The sequence below is a fragment of the Streptomyces sp. NPDC021019 genome, from assembly GCF_044333295.1.
In the GTDB taxonomy this organism is placed as follows: domain Bacteria; phylum Actinomycetota; class Actinomycetes; order Streptomycetales; family Streptomycetaceae; genus Streptomyces.
The window spans coordinates 706,225-727,710 of sequence record NZ_JBIRQR010000002.1; the positions used below are offsets into that span (position 1 = coordinate 706,225).

The following is a 21,486-nucleotide window of genomic DNA, read 5'->3' on the forward strand; positions in this document are numbered from 1 at the left end:
AACGACCACGACTGTGGAACTTCGCCCGGCAGGAACACGTACAGAAGGGTCCAAGCGCGTTCTTGCAGCGGGCGTTGCACCTCTCGCCGGGGTTGTACTGACGTCCCACCATGATCCGGTCATGACGCCGCAGCATCTGATTGGCCAGGTGAAGGAAGTGCGAACCAGGGACCGTCCAACAACCCCAATTGCCGTCGTGTGTGGCTCCAAGGCTGCCGGAGACCATCGCGTTGATCTTCTCCTGATGGTCCCAATCGGTGTGGCGTGGCAGGTAGATTCCGACGGCCCCGGATGCGCGGAGGGCAACTGAGGGAACATGGGCGTGCCTCCACTCAGGAAGCCACGGTGGGGCCTGGACGTAGACACGCTCCGGGAGCTTGTACTCCTGCGCGACAGGGGCGCGCTGACGTCCCACATCGCGTCGGCCGCCCTTGACGGGCCTGGCGTTCTCGGCGGCGGGGAGACCGGATGCGAAACAGGCGAACGGACTGTGCGGCCTCGTGTGCGCAGCGACTCCGCCGGTGGCGTCGACAGTGATGCGCTGGCCGCACGAACGGCATATATGGTTCTCGGCCAACGAGGATCCCCCACTGTCCCGCCCGGTCAAGCCAATCAGGGCCAGAGTACGCCCGCCGCTTGCCCAGGGGACCTGAAACCGCGTTCCTTCCCCCACCGCGTTGGTACAACCCCAGCTTCGTAGGCGATCCCGTGCTCAGCGCTGTACCGAACTGACGCACCCGCGCGCTATTCGAGGCGGTCAACCGGCGAGGCCTCGGATCGAGTCGACGACCCGCCGCTGGTCGGTCAGATCCTCCAGCACGAGATCGGCGCCGGCCGCCGCCAGCTCGTCGGCCGACGTCGTCCCGGACACCACTGCGGTGACTGAGGCGCCGCCCTCTCGGCCGGTGCGTACGTCTTCGAGCGAGTCTCCGATGATCACCGTCTCGGATCGGCCGAAGCTCTGCCCCGTGAGTGCCTCGGCCCGCTTCTGCGCGATGCCGACCAGGGAGGGGCGGTGCATGTCGTCCGAGGCGTACCCGCCGATGTCCGTATGAACGTGCCGGGTCAGGTCGAAGGCGGCGAGCTTCAGCAGTGCGTTGGGCTTGAGGTTCCCGGTGACGATCGTGGGCAGGAACCCCGGCTCGTCATGCACCGCTCGCAGCGCGGCGACCGCCCCCGGCAAGAGGACACCGTCGCGTCGGATGTCGTCGATGTGGCGGCGCTGGACCTGCGGCAGGAGATCGACCATGGCCGGCAGCAGGGAGGCCGCCTCGTCCTCTGCGATGCCGTTCTCCACCAGCATGCGCAAGGCCGCCAGGGGCATCGTCGTGCCGGTGCCCCGCTTGGGGAGGGATCCGGCGGTGCGACCGGTCAGCTCGTGGTACGTCTCCCGGTAGACCTGCCGGTCGATGTCTCCGACGTACAGCAGCGTCCGGTCGATGTCCCACAGCACGAGAACCTGTCCGCTCACGTCTTGTTTCCGTCCTCGCCAGAACCGCCTCCGCGTCCTTGAGGTCCTGAGCGTACGGGGCGGGCCCGCGTCGAGTTCGGCGGCGAGGGTGTGCAGATGCTCGTCGAGGCGGGCGGACTGGAGGTCGCCGGCCATCGCGAGCGCCTGGCGGCCCGTCGCCGCCGGCCCTGCTGTGCGGCTCACTCGCCGAACACCCCCGGGCGGCCACCTGATCCTCTGCGGCGTCCAGCCCCCGCTCGCATGCCTCCCGAAGCGGTCCAAGATCGCCGAGCACCTCGGCGAGAGACGGATCACCCCCGCTACGAAGGAACTGTTCGGCGCGCTCGACATGGCACTGGCCGAAGCCCGGAGAACCAGCGGCGCCGCCCCGGACAGACAGACCGCCATCCGACTGGCGCTCCGTTCCGTCGGCACGAGAACCGGGTCAGCGTGAGAGGCCATACGCTCCGGCCCCGGGCCGGAGCTGCTACGAGGTCAGCTTTTGCAGCTCGGGGAAGTACCAACGGAGTATTCTGCGCAGGCTATCGGCGCCGGGGCGGCCCCAGTCGCGCTGCAGTTCACAGGTCAGGGAGATGGCGGTTACCGGCTGGGCTCCGGCTTGCGTCATGCGCTGTACGGCACGTTCGTGGGCGTCACGGCTGAAACCGCCGATGGCGTTCGTCACCGGGTAGACGTCGTAGCCTTCGCGGAGCATGTCGAGCGTCGGGAACGCGACGCAGACCTCGGTCCACAGGCCGGTCACGATGAGCTTCCTCCGGCCCGTGGCCTCGACGGCGGCCCGGAACTCCGGGTTCTCCCAGGAGTTGAGGGTCGTCCGGTCGATCTCCTGGGCATCCGGCAGTTCGGCACGCAGGGCCTGGATCGTTCCGGTGTTCATGCCCAGTTCGACTCCAACGGTGCTCAGCACCACCGGAAGGTCATAGGCAGCAACAGCCCGGGCGACGGCCGTGACGTTGAGCATCATCAGGTCATGGTCGATCGACCGAACGGTGCCGACTCGCTCGGGCTGGTAGTCGATAAGGGGATCATCATGAATCCCGGCGGCGGCCCGACCGCCGACAAACCCGATGTGACACTGAAGCCGCCCGGCGACCCCCACACCACGTCGGCCTTCCTCAATATCCGTGTTGCTGACATCGAAGCCTGTTACAGGGACTGGAGCGCCAGGGGGGCGGAATTCCTGACCCCGCCCATCGACCGGAAAGCCGAGTTGCGCTGCTATCTCCGCGATCCCGACGGACACCTCATCGAGGTCGGTCAGGCGACCGGGATGCTGGAAGGGGTCTTCGCCGACCCGCCCGCCGGAACAGCGTGACCGGAGCACGTCCGGGACGGACGCAGCGCCGTGCCGACCTCGGGGTGCTCATCGGGGTCAGGCCGCTGATCGCGTCGCCGATGAACTTGGCCGCCTGGCCCGGTGTGAAGGTGTCGATGGCCTTCGTCCATCCGGGCAGCTTGGCCTCGTGGCCTTCGCGCGGACGGCGCTGCCACTGCTTGAGGCCCAGCAGCACGAAGCCCCCCGGCCGGCGCCTTTACCCAGGACACCCAGGAGGCCACGTGCCCGCCGGCACCGGAACCGAGCAGCACCACGACGGTGCTCAGCACGGCCAGGGTCACCACCCAGGCGAGTGTGAAGGCGATGCCGTTCACACGTGCGCGGGGTGTCGTCGGCATCAGCACCACCGCGATGATCGGCACGGGACTGATAGCGATCCCGACGGCCGGGGCCAGCACCTGCCCAAGGGTGGTGCCCATGATCAGCCCACCACGGTCAGAGGCGGCAACTGCCAGGTTCCGTTCAGGACAGCGGAAGCCCGTACACGCCCCGCGGAGCCCGCTACCGACAGTTCAGTCGGCTACGCTTCCAGCCCAGGGATGACCACATGACCACGGCTCTGTACGAGATCGGGACCCACACGGGCGACGACAGCAGCACTCATCCCGCCTCATGCACCTGGGCCCCGGCGAGGACGCGGAGGAAGTAGCGGAGACCCGCTTCCTCTCTCACCGCGGTCCGCACATCGCCGGGATCGATGACGGCACCCCCACCCGCTCGGCTTCCGTTCCTTGGCAAGTCGGCGTGTTGCGACCTGCCCAGTCAGCATCATCCGGCGACGGAACGGCGGGCGGTGGCGGTCGCCGCGTCCGGGTGAAGGGCGAAGACCTGGTCCAGGCCGACGATGCGCAAAATGCGGGCGGTGTTGGCGGGTACCGCGGCCAGGGCTATGTGGCCGCCGTTTTCGATGGCCGCGCTCCGGGCCGACAGCAGAGCGCTGATCCCGCTGGAGTCGCAGAAGTCCAGACCCGCCAGATCCAGGACCAGCAGCTGTCCTGCGGCAACTGTTACGCCGTCCACGGCCTTGCGCAGTTCGGGCGCCGTGTGGTGGTCGAGGTCACCGGTGATCTCCAGTACGGGACCGGTGGCGGCGTCTCGGGCGGTGATCGTGAGTGGGCTCATGTCAGGTCTTCGCTCGTGGTGGTGGGAAGGGAAGCGGGCACGCCGAGGGCGAGCAGCGCGGTGTCGTCATCAAGGCCGTCGCCGAAGGAGGCGAGCAGCCCGCTCAGGGCGGTGATCAGGGCCTCGGGGCCCGTCGGCGGGTGAGCGGCGGTGAAGGCGCGCAGGGCGTCCTCGCCGTAGAGCTCACGTTTGGGTCCGGTGCGGGCCTCGGTCAGGCCGTCGGTGTACAGGAGCAGGGTGTCGCCGGGCAGCAGGTCGGCGCGGGCGGCGGCGAACGGGGCCTGCGGCAGGACGCCGACGAGCATCCCGCCGGGAGTGGGGAGGTAGTCGGCTTGGCCGTCCGCGCGCTGGATCAGTGCGGAGGGATGGCCGCCGGAAGCCAGGTGCAGGCGTACGTGGCCGTCGTCGGCGGGTTGCAGGACGCCGAATATGGCGGTGCAGTAGCGGCCCTCGCCGCTGGCGTACCGCTCGTGCAGCACCGTGTTCAACGTGGCCAGCACGGTGACGGGGTCGGCGTCGTGCATGGCTGCGGCCCGCAGGGTGTAGCGGGCCAGCGAGGTGACCGCGGCGGCCTGGGGGCCCTTGCCGCACACGTCGCCGAGGAAGAACGCCCACCGGCCACCGGCCAGGGGGAACAGGTCGTAGAAGTCTCCGCCCAGCAGGTCCGGGGAGGCCGTGTGGTAGTAGGAGCCGGCCTCGAGTCCCGGCACCACGGGCAGCGCGGCGGGCAGCAGGCTCTGCTGGAGGACGGCGAGAGCTTCCTGGAGCCGGGCCCGGTCGGCATCGGCCTGCCGACGTGCCTCCTCGGCCGCCTGGCGGCCGCGCAACAGCTCCGTCTCGTAGGCGCGGCGGTCGCGGGCGTCGAAGACGGTGGTGCGGATCAGCAGGGGCTCGCCGTCCTCGCTGGTCTTCACCTTCGAGGTGACCAGCACCGGCATCCGCTGCTTGCCGACGGCCTTGATGTCCAGGGCGATACCGCTGACCTCGCCCTTCATCTGCAACAGCGGCGCGAAGTGCGTCTCGTGGTACAGCTTGCCGCCCACGGTGAGCAGGTCGGTGAACCGCATCCGCCCCACCACCCGGGACCGCTCCAGGCCCAGCCACTCCAGCAGGGTGGTGTTGATCTTCGCGATGGTTCCGTCCATCAGCGTCGACAGGTACCCGCACGGCGCCTGCTCGTACAGCTCCTCGGTACTGTCCTCCAGCAGCGAGGTGAACACCGCGTCCGTGGCATCCACGTCCTGCTCCTCACCCGGTTCGGGCTCCTGGTCGGTGCGGCACATCATCACGCCGCCCGGAGGAAGTCGGTGATCGCCTCCGCGGTGGCCTGCGGAGCGCTCAGCTGCGGGCAGTGCCCCGTCGCCTCCAAGGTCACCAGTCGGCTGCCGGAAATCGTGTCGCGGACGTAGGCGCCGACCTCGCGGGGAGCGATCACGTCCTCTCTGCACTCCAGGATCAGCGTCGGCACCGCGACCGTCTTCAGGTCCTGGCGGCTGTCGGAGAGAAACGTCGTGCGGGCGAAGACGCGGGCCATGCCCGGGTCGGTCGCGCAGAACGAGGTCGTCAGCTCCTGGCCGAGTTCGGGACGGTCCGCGTTGCCCATGATGGCCGGGGCCATCGCCGCCGACCAGCCCAGATAGTTCGACTCCAGCGACTCCAGCAGCTCGTCGATGTCCTCGGCGCTGAACCCGCCGCGGTAGCCCTCGTCGTCGATGTAGCAGGGAGAGGGAGCAACCATCACCAGCCGGGAGATCCTCTGCGGCACCTTCTCGGCCGCGAGCACGCCGACCATCGCGCTGACCGAGTGCCCCACAAACGTCACGTCCCGCAGGTCCAGCTCCTCGACCACCTCCAGCACGTCCCGAGCGTAGCCCTCCAGAGAGCTGTAACGCCGCTCGTCCCAGGCCGACGGGTCCGCCCGGCCCGAGCCCACGTAGTCGAAGAGCACCACCCGGTAGCTCTCGGCCAGCGTGGGAACCACCAGGCGCCACATGTTCTGGTCACAGCCGAACCCGTGCGCAAGCACGACCACGGGCCCGTCCGGATGGCCGGTGACGGTGACGTTGTTCCTGCGTCGGATATCCATACCCACCAGTTTCCCACCCTCCACCCCACCCTCAGGCAGGGCCCTGGCACCCAATGCCTCCTGCGGCAAGCCCCAGAACACTGGTTCGGCGTCGACCCCGCGCCCATGTGCCCGGAGGCTCGTGCGGTCCCAAGAGGAACGACGCTCGGGACCGGCAGCCGTAGCCGTGGCGCCGTGTTCTCGGCCGCGCAGCCGGGCGAGCTCCTCGTCCTTGTTTCGAACTCGTTGCCGAGGCCGGGGTGCCGCTCTTTGAGGGCACTGCGTGGAACTCGGGAGTCGGTCGGTGGCGAGCGCGCCGTTGGAGTGTTCGGGGCTGCCGGTCAGGATGCGCTGCATGGCAGCGCGTATGCGGTCGCGTTCGTGGGCCTCGGCGAGGAGCAGTCCTCCACCGCGCTCCGGGCCGGGTTGACACCCGCACATGAAGCCAAGCGGTCCCGCAGGTCGCCACCGTCCCGAGGTCGAGCCTCCACTGGCAGCCCCCTATCCGGGGTCACTCGGAAGGTAAGAACCGGGCCCCGCTCCTCACAACGACCACCAAGGTCGCCCGAGCAAGGCGTTTCGGCTCACCCCCACTTCCGGCGGTCGGCAGCCACGGTCACCGGCATCCTCACCACACCCCCGAGCCGTGCCTGCTCAACCCGGAGCGGGTCACCGAATTTCTTACTTTCTTACTGCGGCGCCGGTCGGGGTCGTCCGTCATGGGATGAGGCGAGCGAGGCCATGATGTCGGTGCTGTCCGTCAGGCCGTGACGGTTCGCCCCTCGGGGCTACTCTCGGCGCCCTGCTCGGGCCACCGCTCCCGGACGACCTCCCAGTCCTCGGCGATGCGCATGAGCCGTCCGTGCCCGCTCTCGTACGCGGTCCAGCCAGGGTCTCCGGTCGCGGCGAAGGCGATCCAGGCCGCGTGCGTGCGGGCGGCGAGTCCGGCCGACGGCGTCCCGGCACCGAGCAGGGCGTCGGGGCCGAGCAGACCGGACTGGTCGGTCACATCGAAGACGAACGGCACCTCGACGGCGTGCGCCGCGCCCAGTTGACCGCCCAGAGCGGGAGAACGCCAGGCGAACTCGTAGCGGAAGGTGCCGGAGCCCGGTTGTGCGGCATGCGCGTCGGCGAGGTCGCGGCTGCCGGCGGCGAACAGGGCCTCGGCCATGAGGGCGGAGCGCACCTCGCCCGCCGTGGCTCCGGGACGGCCACGGCGAAGGGACTCGACGTACCGCGCGGGGTCGGGTCGGAACAGGGCGGCCGTGGCCTCCGCATCCGCTGTCGTCGACGTGGCGAGCGTACCGAACGGGGCCAGGTAGAGGTTGCCCTCCTCGGCGTTCGTGCCGATCATCAGGTCCACGTTCGCGCCCCGCCCTTCGGCGACGGCGTCGGCGGGCTGCCGGTCCAGCACGACGCTGAACGGGCCGAGCCCGATGAGTGGATCGCTGTCGGTCGCCGTGCGCAGATCGATCCCCGACAGTGCGGACAGGACCTCGACGAGACGTTCGTCGGCGACCTGCGCGAACGCCTGGGCGTGCGGTGGCACGCCCAGCGCCTCGGCCGCTACGGCCGTCACCCGCGCCGCCTGCTCGGGAGTGAAGGCTCCGCGTCCGCTGCCGCTCTGGACGATCGCGCGCGTCATGAGTCCCTCCGCCACGGGATCGGCCAGGATCGCACCGGTGATGGTGGCACCGGCCGACTGACCGAACAGCGTGACGTTCCCGGGGTCCCCGCCGAAGGCCGCGATGTTCTCCCGAACCCAGCGCAGGGCTTCGAGCACGTCGAGCAGACCCCGGTTGCGGGGGGCTCCGGGCAGGTCGAGGAAGCCGGGGATGCCGAGCCGATAGTTCACGGTGACCAGCACGACGCCGTCCCGGGCGAAGCGGCTGCCGTCGTAGAGCGACGACCGGTTCGAACCGGCGACGAAGCCGCCGCCGTGCACGAACACCATGACCGGCGCACCGGGCCGCGTGGCCCGGGGCGTCCAGATGTTGACGGTGAGGTAGCCCGAGCCCCGGACCCATCCGGGCCCGAAGTAGGCCGCCATATCCAGGGTGCCGAGGCGGCGCGGTCCCTGCGGCGCAGTCGGCCCCGATTCCGTGGCCTCCATGACTCCCTCCCACGGATCGTGCGGTCGCGGGGACGCGAAACGGCTCGCGCCGACGGGAGGCGCGGCGTAGGGAACACCGAGGAATACGGCGTGGTCGTCGGTCCGGTTGCCGCGGACCGCGCCCTGCGCGGTCCGGACGACGAGGTCGCGGTCGGTCAACGAGCTTTCCTTGTCAGTCGGTCAGTCGGTCAGTCGATGTGGCGGGGTGGCGGGGTGGCGGGGCGCCGGTCCGGGGAGGCGAGGGTTTCTTCCGGCGGGGCCCGCCGGGTCGGCCGGCGTGCCCCGCCCGAGGGAGCGGCACATGCCGACCGGGCAGCCTCGGACCGCCGGGTGCGCGGCGGTGCGGTTCAGACCGCCGGGTTGTCAGCGATCCAGCCGGCCAGCGCCACGAGGGTGTCCTCCATGCCCTTGGCGGTGGCGTCCCGCAGGGCGTCGAGGTCCGCGTAGGTGGAGCCCAGGACGGGGTCCGCCGCGAGCAGTTGCCATGTCTGGGCGAGCAGGGCCCCCGACCTGTCGGGGGTGAAGGTCCAGCGCCAGCGGACGATGGGCACGGGCACCGAACCGAGGACGGTGTACGTGAACTCGGCCCCGCGCTCGGCCGTCCGCACCTGCGAACGGCTGTCCCACTCGTTGCCCCCGCGCTGGTTACGTCCCCGGAACCAGGCTCCCGCCCATGCTCCGGCGTCCTCCTCGTACTGGGCGCGGAGCGCGTTGGGACTCCACAGAGAGATGTTCGAAACGGCGCTCAGCAGGTCGTAGGCCCGCTCCGGGTCGGTCGCGACCCAGGCTCGCCGGGTGATGCCGTAGCCGGACACGTCGAGGGTCTGGGTCGTGTTCTCGGGGTTCTCGGGCAACGTGGTGGACATGCGGGCAACTCCTTGCGGGATGGGCGGTCGGATCAGGTGCGGGAGAACGGCGCCCAGTCGGTCAGCTCGAAGCCGGCGCCGTGGCGGCGCAGTTCGAAGGCACCGTGGCCGGGGAGGTGGGCCGGGAGCACGAGGGCGTTGGTGTCGGCGGCATGCGCGAACATGCGCGCACGGCTGGCGCGGGCGCCGTCCTCGTCCTCTTCGAAGCAGCTGTTGATGTGCGGCTCGTGCACCTGGATCGCGCCGTGCAGCAGGTCGCCGGCGAAGATCGCGCGGTCGCCCGCGGACTCCAGGTGGATGATCGAGGCGCCGGGGGTGTGGCCGGGGGCCAGTTCCAGGCGGAGGTTGGAGTCGATGGTGTACGACTCGTCCCAGGTCTTCACCAGGCCGGCCTCGATGACCGGGTCGATGCTGTCCTCGTAGACGTTCTGGTTGCCCCGCCCGAACACCGTGTTGTGGAGGTTCTCGGGCCTCCAGTACTCGACGTCACGCTGCGGCATGAGGTAGGTCGCGTTGGGGAAGGTGGGGACCCAGTCGCGGCCTTCGAGGCGTGTGTTCCACCCGACGTGGTCGTCGTGCAGGTGGGTGTTGATGACGACGTCGACGTCTTCGGGCCGTACCCCGACAGCGGCGAGGTTCGCCAGGTAGTCGGTGTTCAGGTAGGACCAGATCGGTTGCAGGGGGCGGTACTTGCCGTTGCCCGCACCGGTGTCGATCAGGATGATCTTGCCCTCGCTGCGCAGCACCCAGGACTGGGTGGCGGCACGGGTGAGGTCGGTGTCCGGCTCCCAGTGGTGCGGCGCCAGCAGCGCGGTGTGGCGCTGCCACTCCTCGGGCTTGCTGTTGGGGAAGAAGACATCCGTCGTCATCGGAGTGGTGTCGGAGTACTCCATGACGCGGTGGATCCGAACGTCACCGAGCTCGATGGTGCTGACCGTCGGCGTCCCGGTCTCGGATGCGGTGGGGGTAAGGGGGGACATGGTTCTCCTTCGAGGGTTTCGGACGTTTTCCAGGTTGTGCGCGGGGAGTGCCGCGGGGGTATCGGACACTTGACTGCACTTGTCCGGGGCCGAGGCCGTCCGCGGTGCGGACGGGCGGTCAGCATGGGGTGCGGGTGCGGAACGTGAGCAGCAGGGTGAGGACCCCCGTCATGTGACCGCACCCGGGCGGCTGTCCGGAATGTCCCGAGAACGCCCTGGTAGCGTCGATGCGTGGGATGCGGTGACCGGAGGCACCCGGCCCCGGAAGATCCCGCCAAGTCTGGAGAACCGGTGGACGAGTACACGGCGACAACCGCCGCCGGCCGCGGTGGCACCGCCGTGATCCGGCAGGCAGAGCTGGACCGGCTCCTCGCAGCGGTGACCGCGCCGCGCACGGCCGACGGCGTGACGAGGCCGAAGGACACCGTGCTGACCCTGGCGGGAGAGCCCGGAGCGGGCAAGACCACCCTGGTGGAGGCGGTCGTGGCACGCTTCGCCGCGGACGGCGGCCGGGTACTCAGGGCCGACAGCAGCACGTCCGAGACCGACCTGGCGTTCTCGGGGCTGCACCAGCTGCTGTGGCCGGTCCGCGGACGGATCGACGCCCTGCCCCCCAGGCAGCGTGGAGCACTGCACGCCGCTTTCGGAGCGGCGGAGCGGAGCGAGGCGCCGGACCCGATGCTCATCGGGACAGCGGCCCTGACCGTGCTGTCGGACCTCGCCACCAAGCGCCCGCTGCTGGTGGCCGTGGACGACGCCCAGTGGACCGACCGCGCCTCGCTGGACGCCCTCTCCTTCGTCGCCCGGCGCCTGGCCGACGAACCGGTGACACTGCTGGTCGTCACCCGGGACAGCGCGCCGCGCGGGCTCGCCGCGCAGGAGCCGACCCTCACCCTGGGGCCCCTCGACCGCGGCGCGGCGGAACGGCTGCTGGACCGTCAGCCGCGGGTGCCGACCGGGCTCACCCGGGCGCGCGTTCTCGACCAGGCGGAGGGCAACCCCCTTGCTCTGGTGGAACTGGCGCGGGCCGTCGGCGACAGCGACGACGCGACCCGTAGGACCGACGGCCCGCTTCCGGTCACCGACCGACTGGAGCGGATCTACGCCGACCGCTTGGCCGCATTGCCCACCGAGACGCGCCGCGCGGTGGTGCGCCTGGCCACCGCGGACACCGAGGACCCGTCGCACACCGTGCTGTCCTGGCTTCCCGACATCGGCGACCCGGTGTGGGCGCGGGCCGAGGAGGCCGGACTCGTCCGGCGCGGCGGGGGACGGCTGCGCTGCGGCCACCCGCTCTCCCGCCTCGCGATCTACCACGCGGCCCCCGCCGAGGAGCGGCGGGCAGCGCACCTGGAGCTGGCCGGGCTGTTCGGCGACCAGGACCCGGACCGGCACGCCTGGCACCTCGCCGCCGCCACCTCAGGGCTGAGCGCGGTGGTCTCGGCCGAACTGGAGGGCAGCGCCGACCGGGCACGTCACCGGAGTGGCTACGCGGCCGCCGCGCACATGTTGGAACGGGCCGCGGACCTGCACCCCGACCGGCGCGAGAGCACCCGGTTGCTGGCCGCCGCGACCAGCACGGCGGTCCTGACCGGCCGGCTCGACTCCGTCGAACGGCTGGCCGCACGCACCCGCGCCGGCACCGACGATCCGACGGCCGCGGCCCTCGCCGCCGTCCAGGTCGGCCGGCTCATGGCGCTGACCAGCTCGCACAGCGCCGCCTTCGGACAGCTGATGCGTCCGGCCGCCGCCCTGATCGGCACCGATCCCGGGGCGGCGTCGGAGGCCCTGGCCGCCGCCTCCGTGGTCCGCTTCTACTCCAGTGACGCGGACCAACTGCACGAGATCGAACGCCTCCTGCCCCTGGTTCAGCCGCACCCCGGCCACCGCCTCGGCGAGCGGAAGGCGCTCCTCGCGGCCTGGACCGGGATCGTCGCGCATCCGGACGCCGCCGATGCGGGCCTCGCCTTGCGATTGCCGGCCCTGGTCGCGGCGGCGCGGGAGGAACCGGAGACGCTGACCCTGCTCGCCGTCGCGGCCTGGCTGCTGGACGAGACGGAACTGGCCGCGCAGACCTTCGACGCGGCCCTCGCCTCGTGGACCTCGCAGGGGCCGCTGCCGGACGGCCTCGGTGGGGTCGCCGCCTTCGCCTACCTGGAACAGGGCCGCTGGGCCCGCGCGCAGACGGCTTGCGCCGAACTCGCGGCCGTCGCGTCCTCGGTCGGCCTCGACCATGCCGCGGCCTGCGCCGCTGCGACCGAGGCGCTGTTGCGCGCGCTGCGCGGCGACGTCGTCGGGGCCCGCACCCAGGCGCGGTACGCCCTCTCGCTCGTCGACCCGCAGGAGAGCCGTTCCGTCCTCGCTCTTGCCCACCGCGCACTGGGCGCCGCCGCCACCGCGGAAGGCGATCACGAGACCGCGTACCAGCATTACCGTGTGCTCTTCGACGGCCGGGGCAACCCCGCGCACTACCACCTCGCCTACCCGGCGCTGCCCGAGCTGGCGGTCGCCGCGGCCCGGGGCGGCCATCACGAGGAGGCCACCGGGATCGTGGACGGAGTCGAGAGGTCCCTGGCCGACGCGGGCGCGCTCGCGCCGCGCAGGACCGCGCTGGTCCGGCTGAGCCGGGCGGCACTCGCCCCCGCAGGCGAGGCCGAGCACCACTTCACGGCGGCGCTGGGGACCCCGGCGCTCGCCCGCCGGCCCTTCGAACGTGCCCAGGCGCTGCTGGCGTACGGAGAGTGGCTGCGCCGCCGCCGTCGTATCGCCGATGCCCGTCCGCCGCTGGCCGAGGCCGAGGCCGTCTTCCAGCGGCTCGCCGCGCAGCCCTGGGTGGCGCGGGCCCAGTCCGAACTCAGGGCCGCCGGAGCCCGGAGCGGCACCACGGAACCGGACGCCTTCGCCGACCTCACCCCGCAGCAGCAGCAGATCGTGCGGCTGGCGGCGCTCGGCCTGACCAACCGTGAGGTGGCCGAGAAGCTGTATCTGTCCCCGCGTACCGTCAGTTCGCACCTCTATCGGGCGTTTCCCAAGCTGGGCATCACCGTGCGCTCCCAACTGAGGCACGTGGTCGACGCCATGGCCGCCGACGGAGGTACGGGCTGAGACGTCCGCGCGCCGGTGAGGGGCTCCTGGATCGCTGGCATCGACCTGGACTCCGGCCTCGGGGTCACGGGCGATCGCGTTGCTCGGACCGTCGGAGCGGAACGTCATCATCACCTCCGTGGCCGAGCCGTTCCGCGACCTGCTGAGGTTGGCCGAACGCCTGCCGGCCGAGACGGCCGACGCCGTGTGCAGCGCGTCGGCAGCGTGCGCGGCAGTGGAGGCGATTGCCTGACGGTACGCCAGGGGGACGCGGAGCTCAGCACCTCAAGCACGAAGACGCCGCTTCCGGTGGAACGACATGAGCCCGCGATGTGGCCCACGTGTCGAGGACGGCCTCGCCACCGACGAGGGCCTCCCCAGCGAGATCGAGCCCGAGGTCCTCGCGTTCCTCTATGCCTCCGGGAGAGGTTGTCGCAGACGATCGCGGTACGGACCTGGGACGGGTAGAGGCTGCGCAGGTAGCGGCCGTCCAGGAACTGGGGGCGCTTCCTGACCGGCTTGACGTGCCCGTAGAGGCGGTCCCGGCTCAGGTCCGGTGCGGCGAACAGGTGCCGTACTCCGCCGTAGCGGTTGCAGGTCGCCCGGCGCATGCGGGGCTCCCGGTCGGGCCCCTGTGCTCGCCGCCGGGTTCGGCCCACTGCCGCCCGGGGTGGGGCATCAGGGTGAGAGGCCCGCACTCATCCATGCAGATGACGACTTCGCGCTCACCGGCCTCGGGTACGACTTGGCCGTCGGCGATCGCGCAGAGGTGCTCCACGTGGGCCTACTTGACCAAGTCCTACTGGCGAGGGGCCGCGAGTACGTCCCGGAGTACGTTCGCGAGCGTGACGCGGGCCAGCTCATGTCTCAGGGTCTCCTCGACGCCCTCGTAGATGCCCTGCATCACCGGCTGGATGCCGTGACCCACCACGCATCCCTGGTCCGGGGTGGTGCGGTGCATCGCGAACAGCGGGCCGGGTTCCACGGCCTCGTACACGTCGAGCAGGGTCATCGACTCCAGCTCGCGTGCCAGTGACCAACCCGCGCCCACACCCCGCCGGGACTCCACGAGCCCGGCCCTGCGCAGCTCGCCGAGCAGCCGTCTGATCACCACGGGGTTGGTGTTGGCGCTGGTCGCGATCTGCTCGGAGGTGGCGACCTCATGGCCCTGGCGCTGGTAGAGGCCGATCCAGGCCAGCGCGTGGGCGGCAATGGTCAGCCTGCTGTTGGCGCTCATGGACTCATCCTCTCAGCCGCAACGACTCATGTTACGACGGCGTTCACCGTCGTAACAGTGAAGGTTGCAACAGCTTGTCGTAACAGTTAGCGTTACGACTACTGGGAAGGGTCTATCAACGAGGTGAGAAGAATGAGCAAGCCACTCATGGGCAAGGTCGCCCTGGTCACCGGGGGGTCGCGCGGACTGGGAGCCGCGACCGTACGGCTGCTGGCCGATCAGGGCGCCGACGTCGCCTTCACCTACGTCAGCTCCGAGAATCAGGCGCAGGCCGTCGTCGACGAGGTGCACGGCAAGGGAGCCAAGGCCGTCGCCTTCCAGTCCGACCAGGCGGACACGAGCCGGGCGCCGACGCTGATCGACGACGTGGTCGCGCACTTCGGCGGCCTGGACATCCTCGTCAACAACGCGGCGATCTCCGTCGCCGGCGCGGTGGACGACCCGGACGCCGACACCGCCGCACTGGACCGGATGCACGCCACCAACTACCTCGGCGTGATCGCTGTCATCCGGGCCGCCTCCCGAGTGCTGCGCACGGGCGGCCGCGTCATCACGGTGAGTTCCGGACTGGGCTCCAGGGTCGGAGCCCCCGGCGTTGCCGACTACTCGGCGACCAAGTCCGGGATCGAGAGGTACACCATGGGCGTCGCACGCGACCTCGGGCCCCGGAACATTACGGCCAACGTCGTGGAGGCCGGACTGATGGAGGGCGGCATGCAACCGCCGGACCCCGAGACCCTCAAGGTCCTGGTCAGCTCGCTGTCCCTGCAACGCATGGGGCATCCCGACGAAATCGCCGCGGCGATCGCCTTCCTGGCAAGCCCCGCAGCGTCGTACGTCACGGGCGCGGTACTGGACGCCCACGGCGGCTACAACGCCTGAACTGGAACCCCTGCCGCGCGCCCCGAAGGAGATCGCGCCTTCGGGGCGCGCACCGCCGACGACCCGCGACAAGGCGTACGACTCCACGACGTCTTCTTCTCGTTGGCTTGAGCCTCATCTGCTCCACACGCCTCAAGGAGACCGGATCGTGCTCGCGTTACGAGCGCTGAAAAAGGCGGCTCCTGACGAGCGGTCTTCTCTGCGGACTGCCGCCCACGCCCAGGGCGAGCCCCCCGAGTACGGGTCACACCAGTCAACGTGTGGGACCGGTCCAACTGGGACTCCGGAAAAGCGACGACGTTCCCCGGTGGTGTCACCATTCCCGACGACGACATGGGGCGACTGCCCAAGGTGGGCTTCGCCCAGGAATTCGACATGCGCGGTAGCAGCAGCACCTACACCCAGGATCTGAACAGTGGCTCAGCCCCCCGGGGTGGCACCGGCGGACCCCGGGCGGGAAGGATCCCGCGGGGACGTCTCGCGCGGCGACGAGGAGAACCGGTGAACGACCGATCTGCCCTGGCCACGGCTGCTCGCGGTCCTCGGGGCCGCGCTGCTGCTCACCTCCTGCTCCCATGCCGACGGGGGTGATCACCGGACGACGGACGGGCGCGCCTCGCGCTGGGGAAAGAGGAAAACGCGTTTCCCCAGGTCAGAACGATTCTGCCTGGGGACGCTGAGTGGGGCGGGTGGGACTCGAACCTAAAAGGGAGACGCGTCTCACCTGCGGAAACGCCACAGAGGCGAACATTCGCATCCTGCTGCGTCCCGCTCCGTCCTCCTCGATCCCCGTCAACCACGGTGCCGTGCGGTACGTACCGCACGGCTACGGGGTACCCCTGGTGCCTACAGCAGGAGACGGCCGACCCGGCACACCCGCTGCGAGACAGCCAACCGCACGGCTCACCCGTGGTGCATGCTGCCGACTCCGATACCGCCTCTCCCCCTGTTCGGCACAGTCACGCTCTGCTACGAGCGGAGTCGGCCGAAGTGTCGCGCTCGGGAGGGGGATATCAGGCCCCATATAGTTCCGCGCTCTCGTGGATGGTCGTCCCGGGCCTTGCACGTCGTCGCCGTCCGCCGCGGCCCCTCGTGACCCGCACGACGTCCTGGTGGCACTCTCCCGAAAGGCTTGGGCACGCTATCCCCCGACCACTCCATAGAGCGCGGTCGCCACCCTACGTAAAAGAATGGCCCAGTGGCGCGGCTGGTTCCCCGCCGAAACCTCGACTGCTCCTACGCGAGGCTCTCCGCCACCGCGCGGAAGCGCTTGCCCGCCTCGTCCAGGTGGTCGGCGATGGACAAAGCGATCTCTCCAGGGGAACCGAAATCGTCAAGGGTCGCGGCGAGATTGGCTTTCAGGTCCAGGCTGACATTCGGCCTCTCCAGAAGTTCATCCACCGGGTACTGGCGGAAGCGCGGGGACGGGATGCGCCCTCGATGGTCGCTCTCGCCGGGCCGGTAGGCGGCGAGGAAGTCCGCGAAGCCGTCCTCCGTGAGGGGCCTGCCGGTGTCCGTGTGGTGGTTGTCGGTCCTGGCGTCATACACCCATAGCTCGCGCGTGGCAGGCTCGCCGGTTGGTCGAGGAACGGACTTGGTGAAGAAGAGAATGTTCGACTTGGGAGACGATTCACCCAGGGCATCTACCGCGAGGCAGGCAAACGCGCGGCTCACCCGCAGCGCATGCCGCAGACTCCGTTGCCCCCTCCCCTTGCCAGGTGCAGTCACACTCCGTATCGACCGGGCACCGGGAGCCGCAGACGTATCGGTTAGCCTTCCGCCCCCATCCGCCGGCATGGGGCCTGGGGTGGGTTGTTGGGCGGTGTGTTCGCGGGCGTCAGGTGACGTTGGTACCTGGGCGACCTTGTCTCCGGTAGAGCGGTTGCTGTTCCGCCAGTGTCGGACCGCGCGATCCAGGACCGGGCGGGAGACGCCGTTAAGGAGGTGGCGGGTCACGTTGCTAACCAGGACTTTGCGGGTGTCGTCGTAGAGGACCTTGCGGACCATGTTGCCGGCCTGCGTGAAGTCGTCGCCCGCGGAGTGCAGGGTTCAGGAAGTGTCCTGTGTCACCACCCGCCGTATCTCGAGGTGACCTCACCCCCAGTGCGGCAACCATTGGCCATGAGCCGCCTGCGCGGCCCTCCCGATCGAGCCGTGCAGGACAGCCACACGTCAGACACTCGGCAGCGAGCTTTTGGCCAGGCACCAACTGTCGCCTGAGCCACAGCATTCCGTATGTTCATCGGTAACGATCACGCTGATGGGGGGGCCATGGCCTGGGACGAGTGGAAGCAGATCAAGAACGATGTGGCCGCCCAGCGCACGGACTCCATGCGACTGAACAAGCTCGACCCGGGGGGAGGCGGCAGCGCCCCGGATCTCGCCTCAAGCCCGCAAAAGAAGCAGGCGGCGGCGAAGGCCATCAACGAGGATCTGGAACCCAGCGTCGAGAGGGATGGCAAGCACGCCACGGAGAGCGTGACAGCGGTGGTCAAGGAGTTCGGTGCCAGGGACGGGCACGGCTGGGACACTTCGGGTGCGTTGAGGAAAGCGCACAGGACGTGGGAACAACAGGTCAAGGCGCTGCTAGGTCGAATGGCTTGGGAGAAGCACGCCCTGAGCAAAACGGGCATCGACCTCGCGAACGACGACATCGGCATCGGCTCGCAAGTGGCTCCGCCGTCGCCGATCGACAAGTACTGACCAGCCGACCGACCGCCCGGGGGATGCGTGCCGACCTATCACGAAGTGATGAGCAGCGACCTGTCCAAACTCGCCGACGCCGCCGACAAGTGGGTAGAGATGGCGGGCAAGTTCAAGTCGATCGAGAAGCAGTACGAACGCGATGTCTATCGCATCTCGCTCGGACAGTCGTGGGTCGGCCAGAGCGCCGATGCCGCGAACTACAGGTTCAGCGTGACGCTCAAGGAGCTGCAAGGGGCTCAGAAGGAGGCCAAGGCGATTGCGTCCATCCTGCGGGATTCACACACCCAGCTGGCCGCCCTCCGTGGCAGGGTGAAGACCGTGTGCAGTGACGCCATCAAGGACGGCATGCGTATCTCCGACCAGGGCGTCGTTTCGTTCGATACAGAACAGCTCAGCCAGAGTGCACGCACTGCGTACGTGCATGACCCCGCCTACCAGGAAAGCGTGCGCGCTCAGGTGACCCGGTGGGCCGATCTCCTCCACCGGGCGGTCCAGGCGGTCACTGACGCCGACGACGGCATCAGGCTCGCCCTCGCGGCCGCCGTGGTCGACTCCGACATCATGGACGGGACCATGAACGGCTTCAACAGAAGCCCTGCAAGGAGCCCTTATCCCTCCCTGGAGGAGGCTGGCAAGGCCGCCAACATGCCGAAGGGGAGGGCCGCCGTGGCGGAGTGGTGGCGTGATCTCGATCCGGTGACGCGCGGCATCCTGCTGCGGGAGCGCGGCGACGACCTTCGAGAAGCAGGGATCATGGCCCCGCTGTACGAGTGGAGGCCGGCTGACGCGGGCTCGGGACCATTCGACACGGAGGCTCCCACCGCTCACGACCTCTGGGTCCTGACGCAAGCTCAAGCCATCGCCACGGGCGGCGATGTCACAGGAGAGGTCGCGGCATCCCGCAACATGCAGCACTATCTCAGTGGCACCGGCGAGCCGCTCGACCTCGATGTCAACCGCATCCTGCACGACGATTCCGGATTCCGGACCGACGTGGGCACGCTTCACATCGCCGAGAACCAGGAAGCATGGCGTCAGAAGGCCCTTGATGAGTTCGAGAAGGCCGGCGGCGACAGGACGGTCGTCGTTCCCGTGGAGAGCCAGGCGATCGGGCGGACCTTCGGTGAGGACGAATGGTTCCACGCGGTCGGGTCGCACCAGCAGAACGTGTCGGGCATGGTCACCGTCCGTCCGGGCGACGGCGGCAAGCCACAGGTCTCGCTCGACTACCAGGTCAACGTGTGGGACCGGTACAACTGGGACTCCGGAAAAGCGACGACGTTCCCCGGTGGTGTCACCATTCCCGACGACGATATGGGGCGACTGCACAAGGTGGGTTTCGCCCAGGAATTCGACATGTGCGGTAGCAGCAGCACCTACACCCAGGATCTGGACAGTGGCTCAGCCCCCGGGGTGACACCGGCGGGCCCTGGGCGCGCAGGGTCCCGCGGGGACGTCTCGCGCGGCGACGAGGAGAACCGGTGAACGACCGATCTGCCCTGCGGCCAAGGCTGCTCGCGGCCCTCGGGGCCGCCCTGCTGCTCACCTCCTGTTCTAGTGCCGGCGGGGATGATCACCGGAGGGCGGACGGGCGCACCTCACGCTGGGGAAAGGCCCTGGGCGCGCCGGAGGCATCGGCGTTCATGCAGCTGGAGGTGCCCAAGAGTGCGACGGAGGTGAAGGGCGCCGTGCAGATCAACCCTCAGGAGGACATCTACCTGCTCTCCTTCGTCACCGACGAGAAGACCGCGGTACGAGTGGCGGAGGACCTGCGTCCCGACAAGCCCCTGCGTGCCAGGAACGAGAACCCCCCGTCCCCCACGGAGCTCTTCGGACATCTCGGCCTCGCCGAGCCTCAGAGCAAGAAGGGCGTCCGTTGGGCCGGAGTCTGCCCGCCCTGCGCGGGAGACAGCCGCCGGACCGAGGTCCAGTGGATCGAGATCCACGTCCTCGAACTGGATGCCGGCACAACCCGGGTGTACTTGCAGGCGTTCTGACCGATCGGGAGAGGCCTGGGCCGCCTCGGAGCCCGGGGCCTGGCGGCCGGCTCGCGTGAGCCTTCCTGTCTTCGCCACGAGGACGAGCATCCCTGCTGCTGGGCACTGCCACTTCCCAGCAGTACGCGGTCACGCCAGCGGCTTCGAGCGCATCGACGGTGCTCGTGGGCCGGTCACCGCCCACGAGCACCGGCACCGGCATGAGGACAGCGTCTGTTGCCCGTCGGGCAAGGCCCCGTCACCGTCCGGCGGGTAGGCGACGACGGCAACCCTGAGGCGGGGACACCACGCGTCACTGCCTGAAACCCGCGCCCGGAGGACCCCGCGCCAGCGCATCCACCTCGATGAAGGTGCGGCGCACTCCACGGCGCCGGACTACGCGCCCGGGACGTTGGGCCCGCCAGCACCCCGCCGCCTTGCCGGACGAAGCGACCGCCGGTCCGGTCCGTCCCAACTCATCCCAGTGCCTGACGCCCTCAGCCACACGCTGACCACAAGCATCCAGCACTATTCGGACTCCAGCGACTGCCGGAGAACGCGCCGCGATGAGCGGACTCAAACTGACCAGCAGCCGTGGGACCGCGCCACGACGCCCCTCATGCACCTACCGTAAAGGACCAGGTCAGACGTACCTGAAGTGCACTGCAACAGTGCGGCAGCGGGTCAGTACCGCACGATGCGCGGCCAGTACCGCACGGAAAAAAGCCGCGAAATCCACGTTTCCCCAGGTCAGAACGATTCTGCCTGGGGACGCTCGGTGGGGCGGGTGGGACTCGAACCCAAAAGGGAGACGCGTCTCACCTGCGGAAACGCCACAGAGGTGGACATTCACATCCTGCTGCGTCCCGCTCCGTCCTCCTCGATCCCCTTCGACCACGGTGCCGTGCGGTACGTACCGCACGGCGACGGGGCTCGCTGGGCGAGCAGTGGGAAAGGCGTCAGCTGAGCACATCAACGGTCTGGCTCCGGTCGCCGACCACGGGCCGCGTACACCGCCGACTCAGCCCGACAGCTTTCCCAACACTGTCACCCGCAGTCCGTATCGACTGGAGACCTCTCAGGCCTGACGAGCGGGATCTCCAAAAGACCAGAGGCATGCATCGCGCGGGGAGCTGGGAAGAACGGGGCCCACCGGCTCGCAGTGTCTCTGCGAGCCGGCCGGGCCTCGGTGGCCATGCCCGCACCGGTTTGCTAGCCGTTGCAAGGGCTAGCCGGGTCCAAGGCGTCTCACAGGTGTCTCCCAGATATGACACAGATGATGTGCGGATGAGCTCGAAGGCCTTGCGGGACACCGCCCATGAGATACGCGCGTCTTTTGACGTGATTTACGCATATATCGAGCTCGCGCACCGCGGTGTGAACTCGGAGCAGGTGCAGACCATTCTGGAGAGGATCGAGGCCGAGGCGCAGCGCGGCAGCAGCGCGGCGCATGAGATGTGGCTGCACGCGCACACGCAACAAACTGCCCTGACAGCACAGCAACCGGATCAACCGCTCACTGATCTAGATAGTCAACAGCAGGGACGAGAGGGCCGGCAGCTGTTGGGCGGTGTCGCCTCGCGCCACCTCATCGGGCATACGCACGCCACCTGGCGTTGGAGCGTGGTGGACCGAGCGCCTTCATAGC

At 69.5% G+C, this 21,486-nt stretch carries 18 protein-coding genes and 2 pseudogenes; 7 read left to right on the forward strand and 13 right to left on the reverse strand.

Annotated features, from left to right (window positions below; all coding sequences use genetic code 11):
- Nucleotides 1-757: 757 nt before the first annotated feature.
- Both ACH4RG_RS14125 and ACH4RG_RS14130 read right to left on the reverse strand, forming a co-directional pair.
- Nucleotides 758-1,654: a haloacid dehalogenase-like hydrolase gene (locus ACH4RG_RS14125; RefSeq protein WP_398539551.1), complete on the reverse strand. Its 897-nt coding sequence runs from the start codon at nucleotides 1,652-1,654 to the stop codon at nucleotides 758-760.
- 283 nt (nucleotides 1,655-1,937) lie between these two features.
- Nucleotides 1,938-2,435 (reverse strand): isochorismatase family protein, encoded by a 498-nt coding sequence (locus ACH4RG_RS14130; RefSeq protein ID WP_398539779.1) that lies wholly within the window; start codon nucleotides 2,433-2,435, stop codon nucleotides 1,938-1,940.
- On the opposite strand from ACH4RG_RS14130, the gene ACH4RG_RS14135 reads away from it, so the two are divergent.
- Entirely contained in the window at nucleotides 2,391-2,786 is a 396-nt protein-coding gene (locus ACH4RG_RS14135) for a VOC family protein (RefSeq protein WP_398539780.1), read from the forward strand. The two genes, ACH4RG_RS14130 and ACH4RG_RS14135, sit on opposite strands and share 45 nt — an antisense overlap.
- Here the strand turns inward: ACH4RG_RS14135 and ACH4RG_RS14140 are convergent.
- From ACH4RG_RS14140 to ACH4RG_RS14170, 7 genes are all read right to left on the reverse strand, one after another.
- Nucleotides 2,729-3,226: a GAP family protein gene (locus ACH4RG_RS14140; RefSeq protein WP_398539552.1), complete on the reverse strand. Its 498-nt coding sequence runs from the start codon at nucleotides 3,224-3,226 to the stop codon at nucleotides 2,729-2,731. The two genes, ACH4RG_RS14135 and ACH4RG_RS14140, sit on opposite strands and share 58 nt — an antisense overlap.
- A 349-nt stretch (nucleotides 3,227-3,575) precedes the next feature.
- Nucleotides 3,576-3,929 (reverse strand): STAS domain-containing protein, encoded by a 354-nt coding sequence (locus ACH4RG_RS14145; RefSeq protein WP_397916694.1) that lies wholly within the window; start codon nucleotides 3,927-3,929, stop codon nucleotides 3,576-3,578.
- Entirely contained in the window at nucleotides 3,926-5,212 is a 1,287-nt protein-coding gene (locus ACH4RG_RS14150) for a PP2C family protein-serine/threonine phosphatase (protein ID WP_397917227.1), read from the reverse strand. Before ACH4RG_RS14150 ends, ACH4RG_RS14145 begins: the two co-directional genes overlap by 4 nt.
- 2 nt (nucleotides 5,213-5,214) lie before the next feature.
- The gene (locus ACH4RG_RS14155) at nucleotides 5,215-6,015 is read right to left on the reverse strand and encodes an alpha/beta fold hydrolase (RefSeq protein ID WP_397916695.1); all 801 of its coding nucleotides are present in this window, start codon (nucleotides 6,013-6,015) and stop codon (nucleotides 5,215-5,217) included.
- Nucleotides 6,016-6,754: 739 nt separating this feature from the next.
- Entirely contained in the window at nucleotides 6,755-8,266 is a 1,512-nt protein-coding gene (locus tag ACH4RG_RS14160) for a carboxylesterase/lipase family protein (protein WP_398539553.1), read from the reverse strand.
- A gap of 188 nt (nucleotides 8,267-8,454) precedes the next feature.
- Entirely contained in the window at nucleotides 8,455-8,973 is a 519-nt protein-coding gene (locus ACH4RG_RS14165; protein ID WP_398539554.1) for an SRPBCC family protein, read from the reverse strand.
- A 32-nt stretch (nucleotides 8,974-9,005) separates the two neighbouring features.
- Nucleotides 9,006-9,953, reverse strand: coding sequence for an MBL fold metallo-hydrolase (locus ACH4RG_RS14170; RefSeq protein ID WP_398539555.1), 948 nt, complete (start codon nucleotides 9,951-9,953; stop codon nucleotides 9,006-9,008).
- 291 nt (nucleotides 9,954-10,244) lie between these two features.
- Here ACH4RG_RS14170 and ACH4RG_RS14175 point away from each other — a divergent pair, with 291 nt between their 5' ends.
- Entirely contained in the window at nucleotides 10,245-13,058 is a 2,814-nt protein-coding gene (locus ACH4RG_RS14175; RefSeq protein WP_398539556.1) for an ATP-binding protein, read from the forward strand.
- A 401-nt stretch (nucleotides 13,059-13,459) separates the two neighbouring features.
- Here the strand turns inward: ACH4RG_RS14175 and ACH4RG_RS14180 are convergent.
- Together ACH4RG_RS14180 and ACH4RG_RS14185 are read right to left on the reverse strand one after the other, a co-directional pair.
- Nucleotides 13,460-13,821, reverse strand: a pseudogene (locus ACH4RG_RS14180) (IS630 family transposase); the annotation flags it as partial.
- A 15-nt stretch (nucleotides 13,822-13,836) separates the two neighbouring features.
- On the reverse strand, nucleotides 13,837-14,274 hold the full coding sequence (locus ACH4RG_RS14185; RefSeq protein ID WP_397916700.1) for an Rrf2 family transcriptional regulator: 438 nt from the start codon (nucleotides 14,272-14,274) through the stop codon (nucleotides 13,837-13,839).
- A gap of 132 nt (nucleotides 14,275-14,406) precedes the next feature.
- Here ACH4RG_RS14185 and ACH4RG_RS14190 point away from each other — a divergent pair, with 132 nt between their 5' ends.
- Entirely contained in the window at nucleotides 14,407-15,156 is a 750-nt protein-coding gene (locus ACH4RG_RS14190; RefSeq protein ID WP_398160756.1) for an SDR family NAD(P)-dependent oxidoreductase, read from the forward strand.
- Nucleotides 15,157-16,392: 1,236 nt separating this feature from the next.
- Here ACH4RG_RS14190 and ACH4RG_RS14195 read toward each other — a convergent pair.
- Both ACH4RG_RS14195 and ACH4RG_RS14200 read right to left on the reverse strand, forming a co-directional pair.
- Entirely contained in the window at nucleotides 16,393-16,830 is a 438-nt protein-coding gene (locus ACH4RG_RS14195; RefSeq protein ID WP_398539557.1) for a hypothetical protein, read from the reverse strand.
- 192 nt (nucleotides 16,831-17,022) lie between these two features.
- Nucleotides 17,023-17,202, reverse strand: a pseudogene (locus ACH4RG_RS14200) (catalase-related domain-containing protein); the annotation flags it as partial.
- A 225-nt stretch (nucleotides 17,203-17,427) separates the two neighbouring features.
- On the opposite strand from ACH4RG_RS14200, the gene ACH4RG_RS14205 reads away from it, so the two are divergent.
- From ACH4RG_RS14205 to ACH4RG_RS14220, 4 genes are all read left to right on the forward strand, one after another.
- Complete coding sequence (locus ACH4RG_RS14205) at nucleotides 17,428-17,859, forward strand: hypothetical protein (RefSeq protein WP_398539558.1); 432 nt, start codon at nucleotides 17,428-17,430, stop codon at nucleotides 17,857-17,859.
- 48 nt (nucleotides 17,860-17,907) lie between these two features.
- Complete coding sequence (locus ACH4RG_RS14210) at nucleotides 17,908-19,347, forward strand: hypothetical protein (RefSeq protein WP_398539559.1); 1,440 nt, start codon at nucleotides 17,908-17,910, stop codon at nucleotides 19,345-19,347.
- Nucleotides 19,348-19,550: 203 nt separating this feature from the next.
- Nucleotides 19,551-19,859, forward strand: a complete 309-nt coding sequence (locus ACH4RG_RS14215; protein WP_398539560.1) for a hypothetical protein — start codon at nucleotides 19,551-19,553, stop codon at nucleotides 19,857-19,859.
- A gap of 1,266 nt (nucleotides 19,860-21,125) precedes the next feature.
- Nucleotides 21,126-21,485 (forward strand): hypothetical protein, encoded by a 360-nt coding sequence (locus tag ACH4RG_RS14220; protein ID WP_398539561.1) that lies wholly within the window; start codon nucleotides 21,126-21,128, stop codon nucleotides 21,483-21,485.
- Nucleotide 21,486 lies beyond the last annotated feature (1 nt).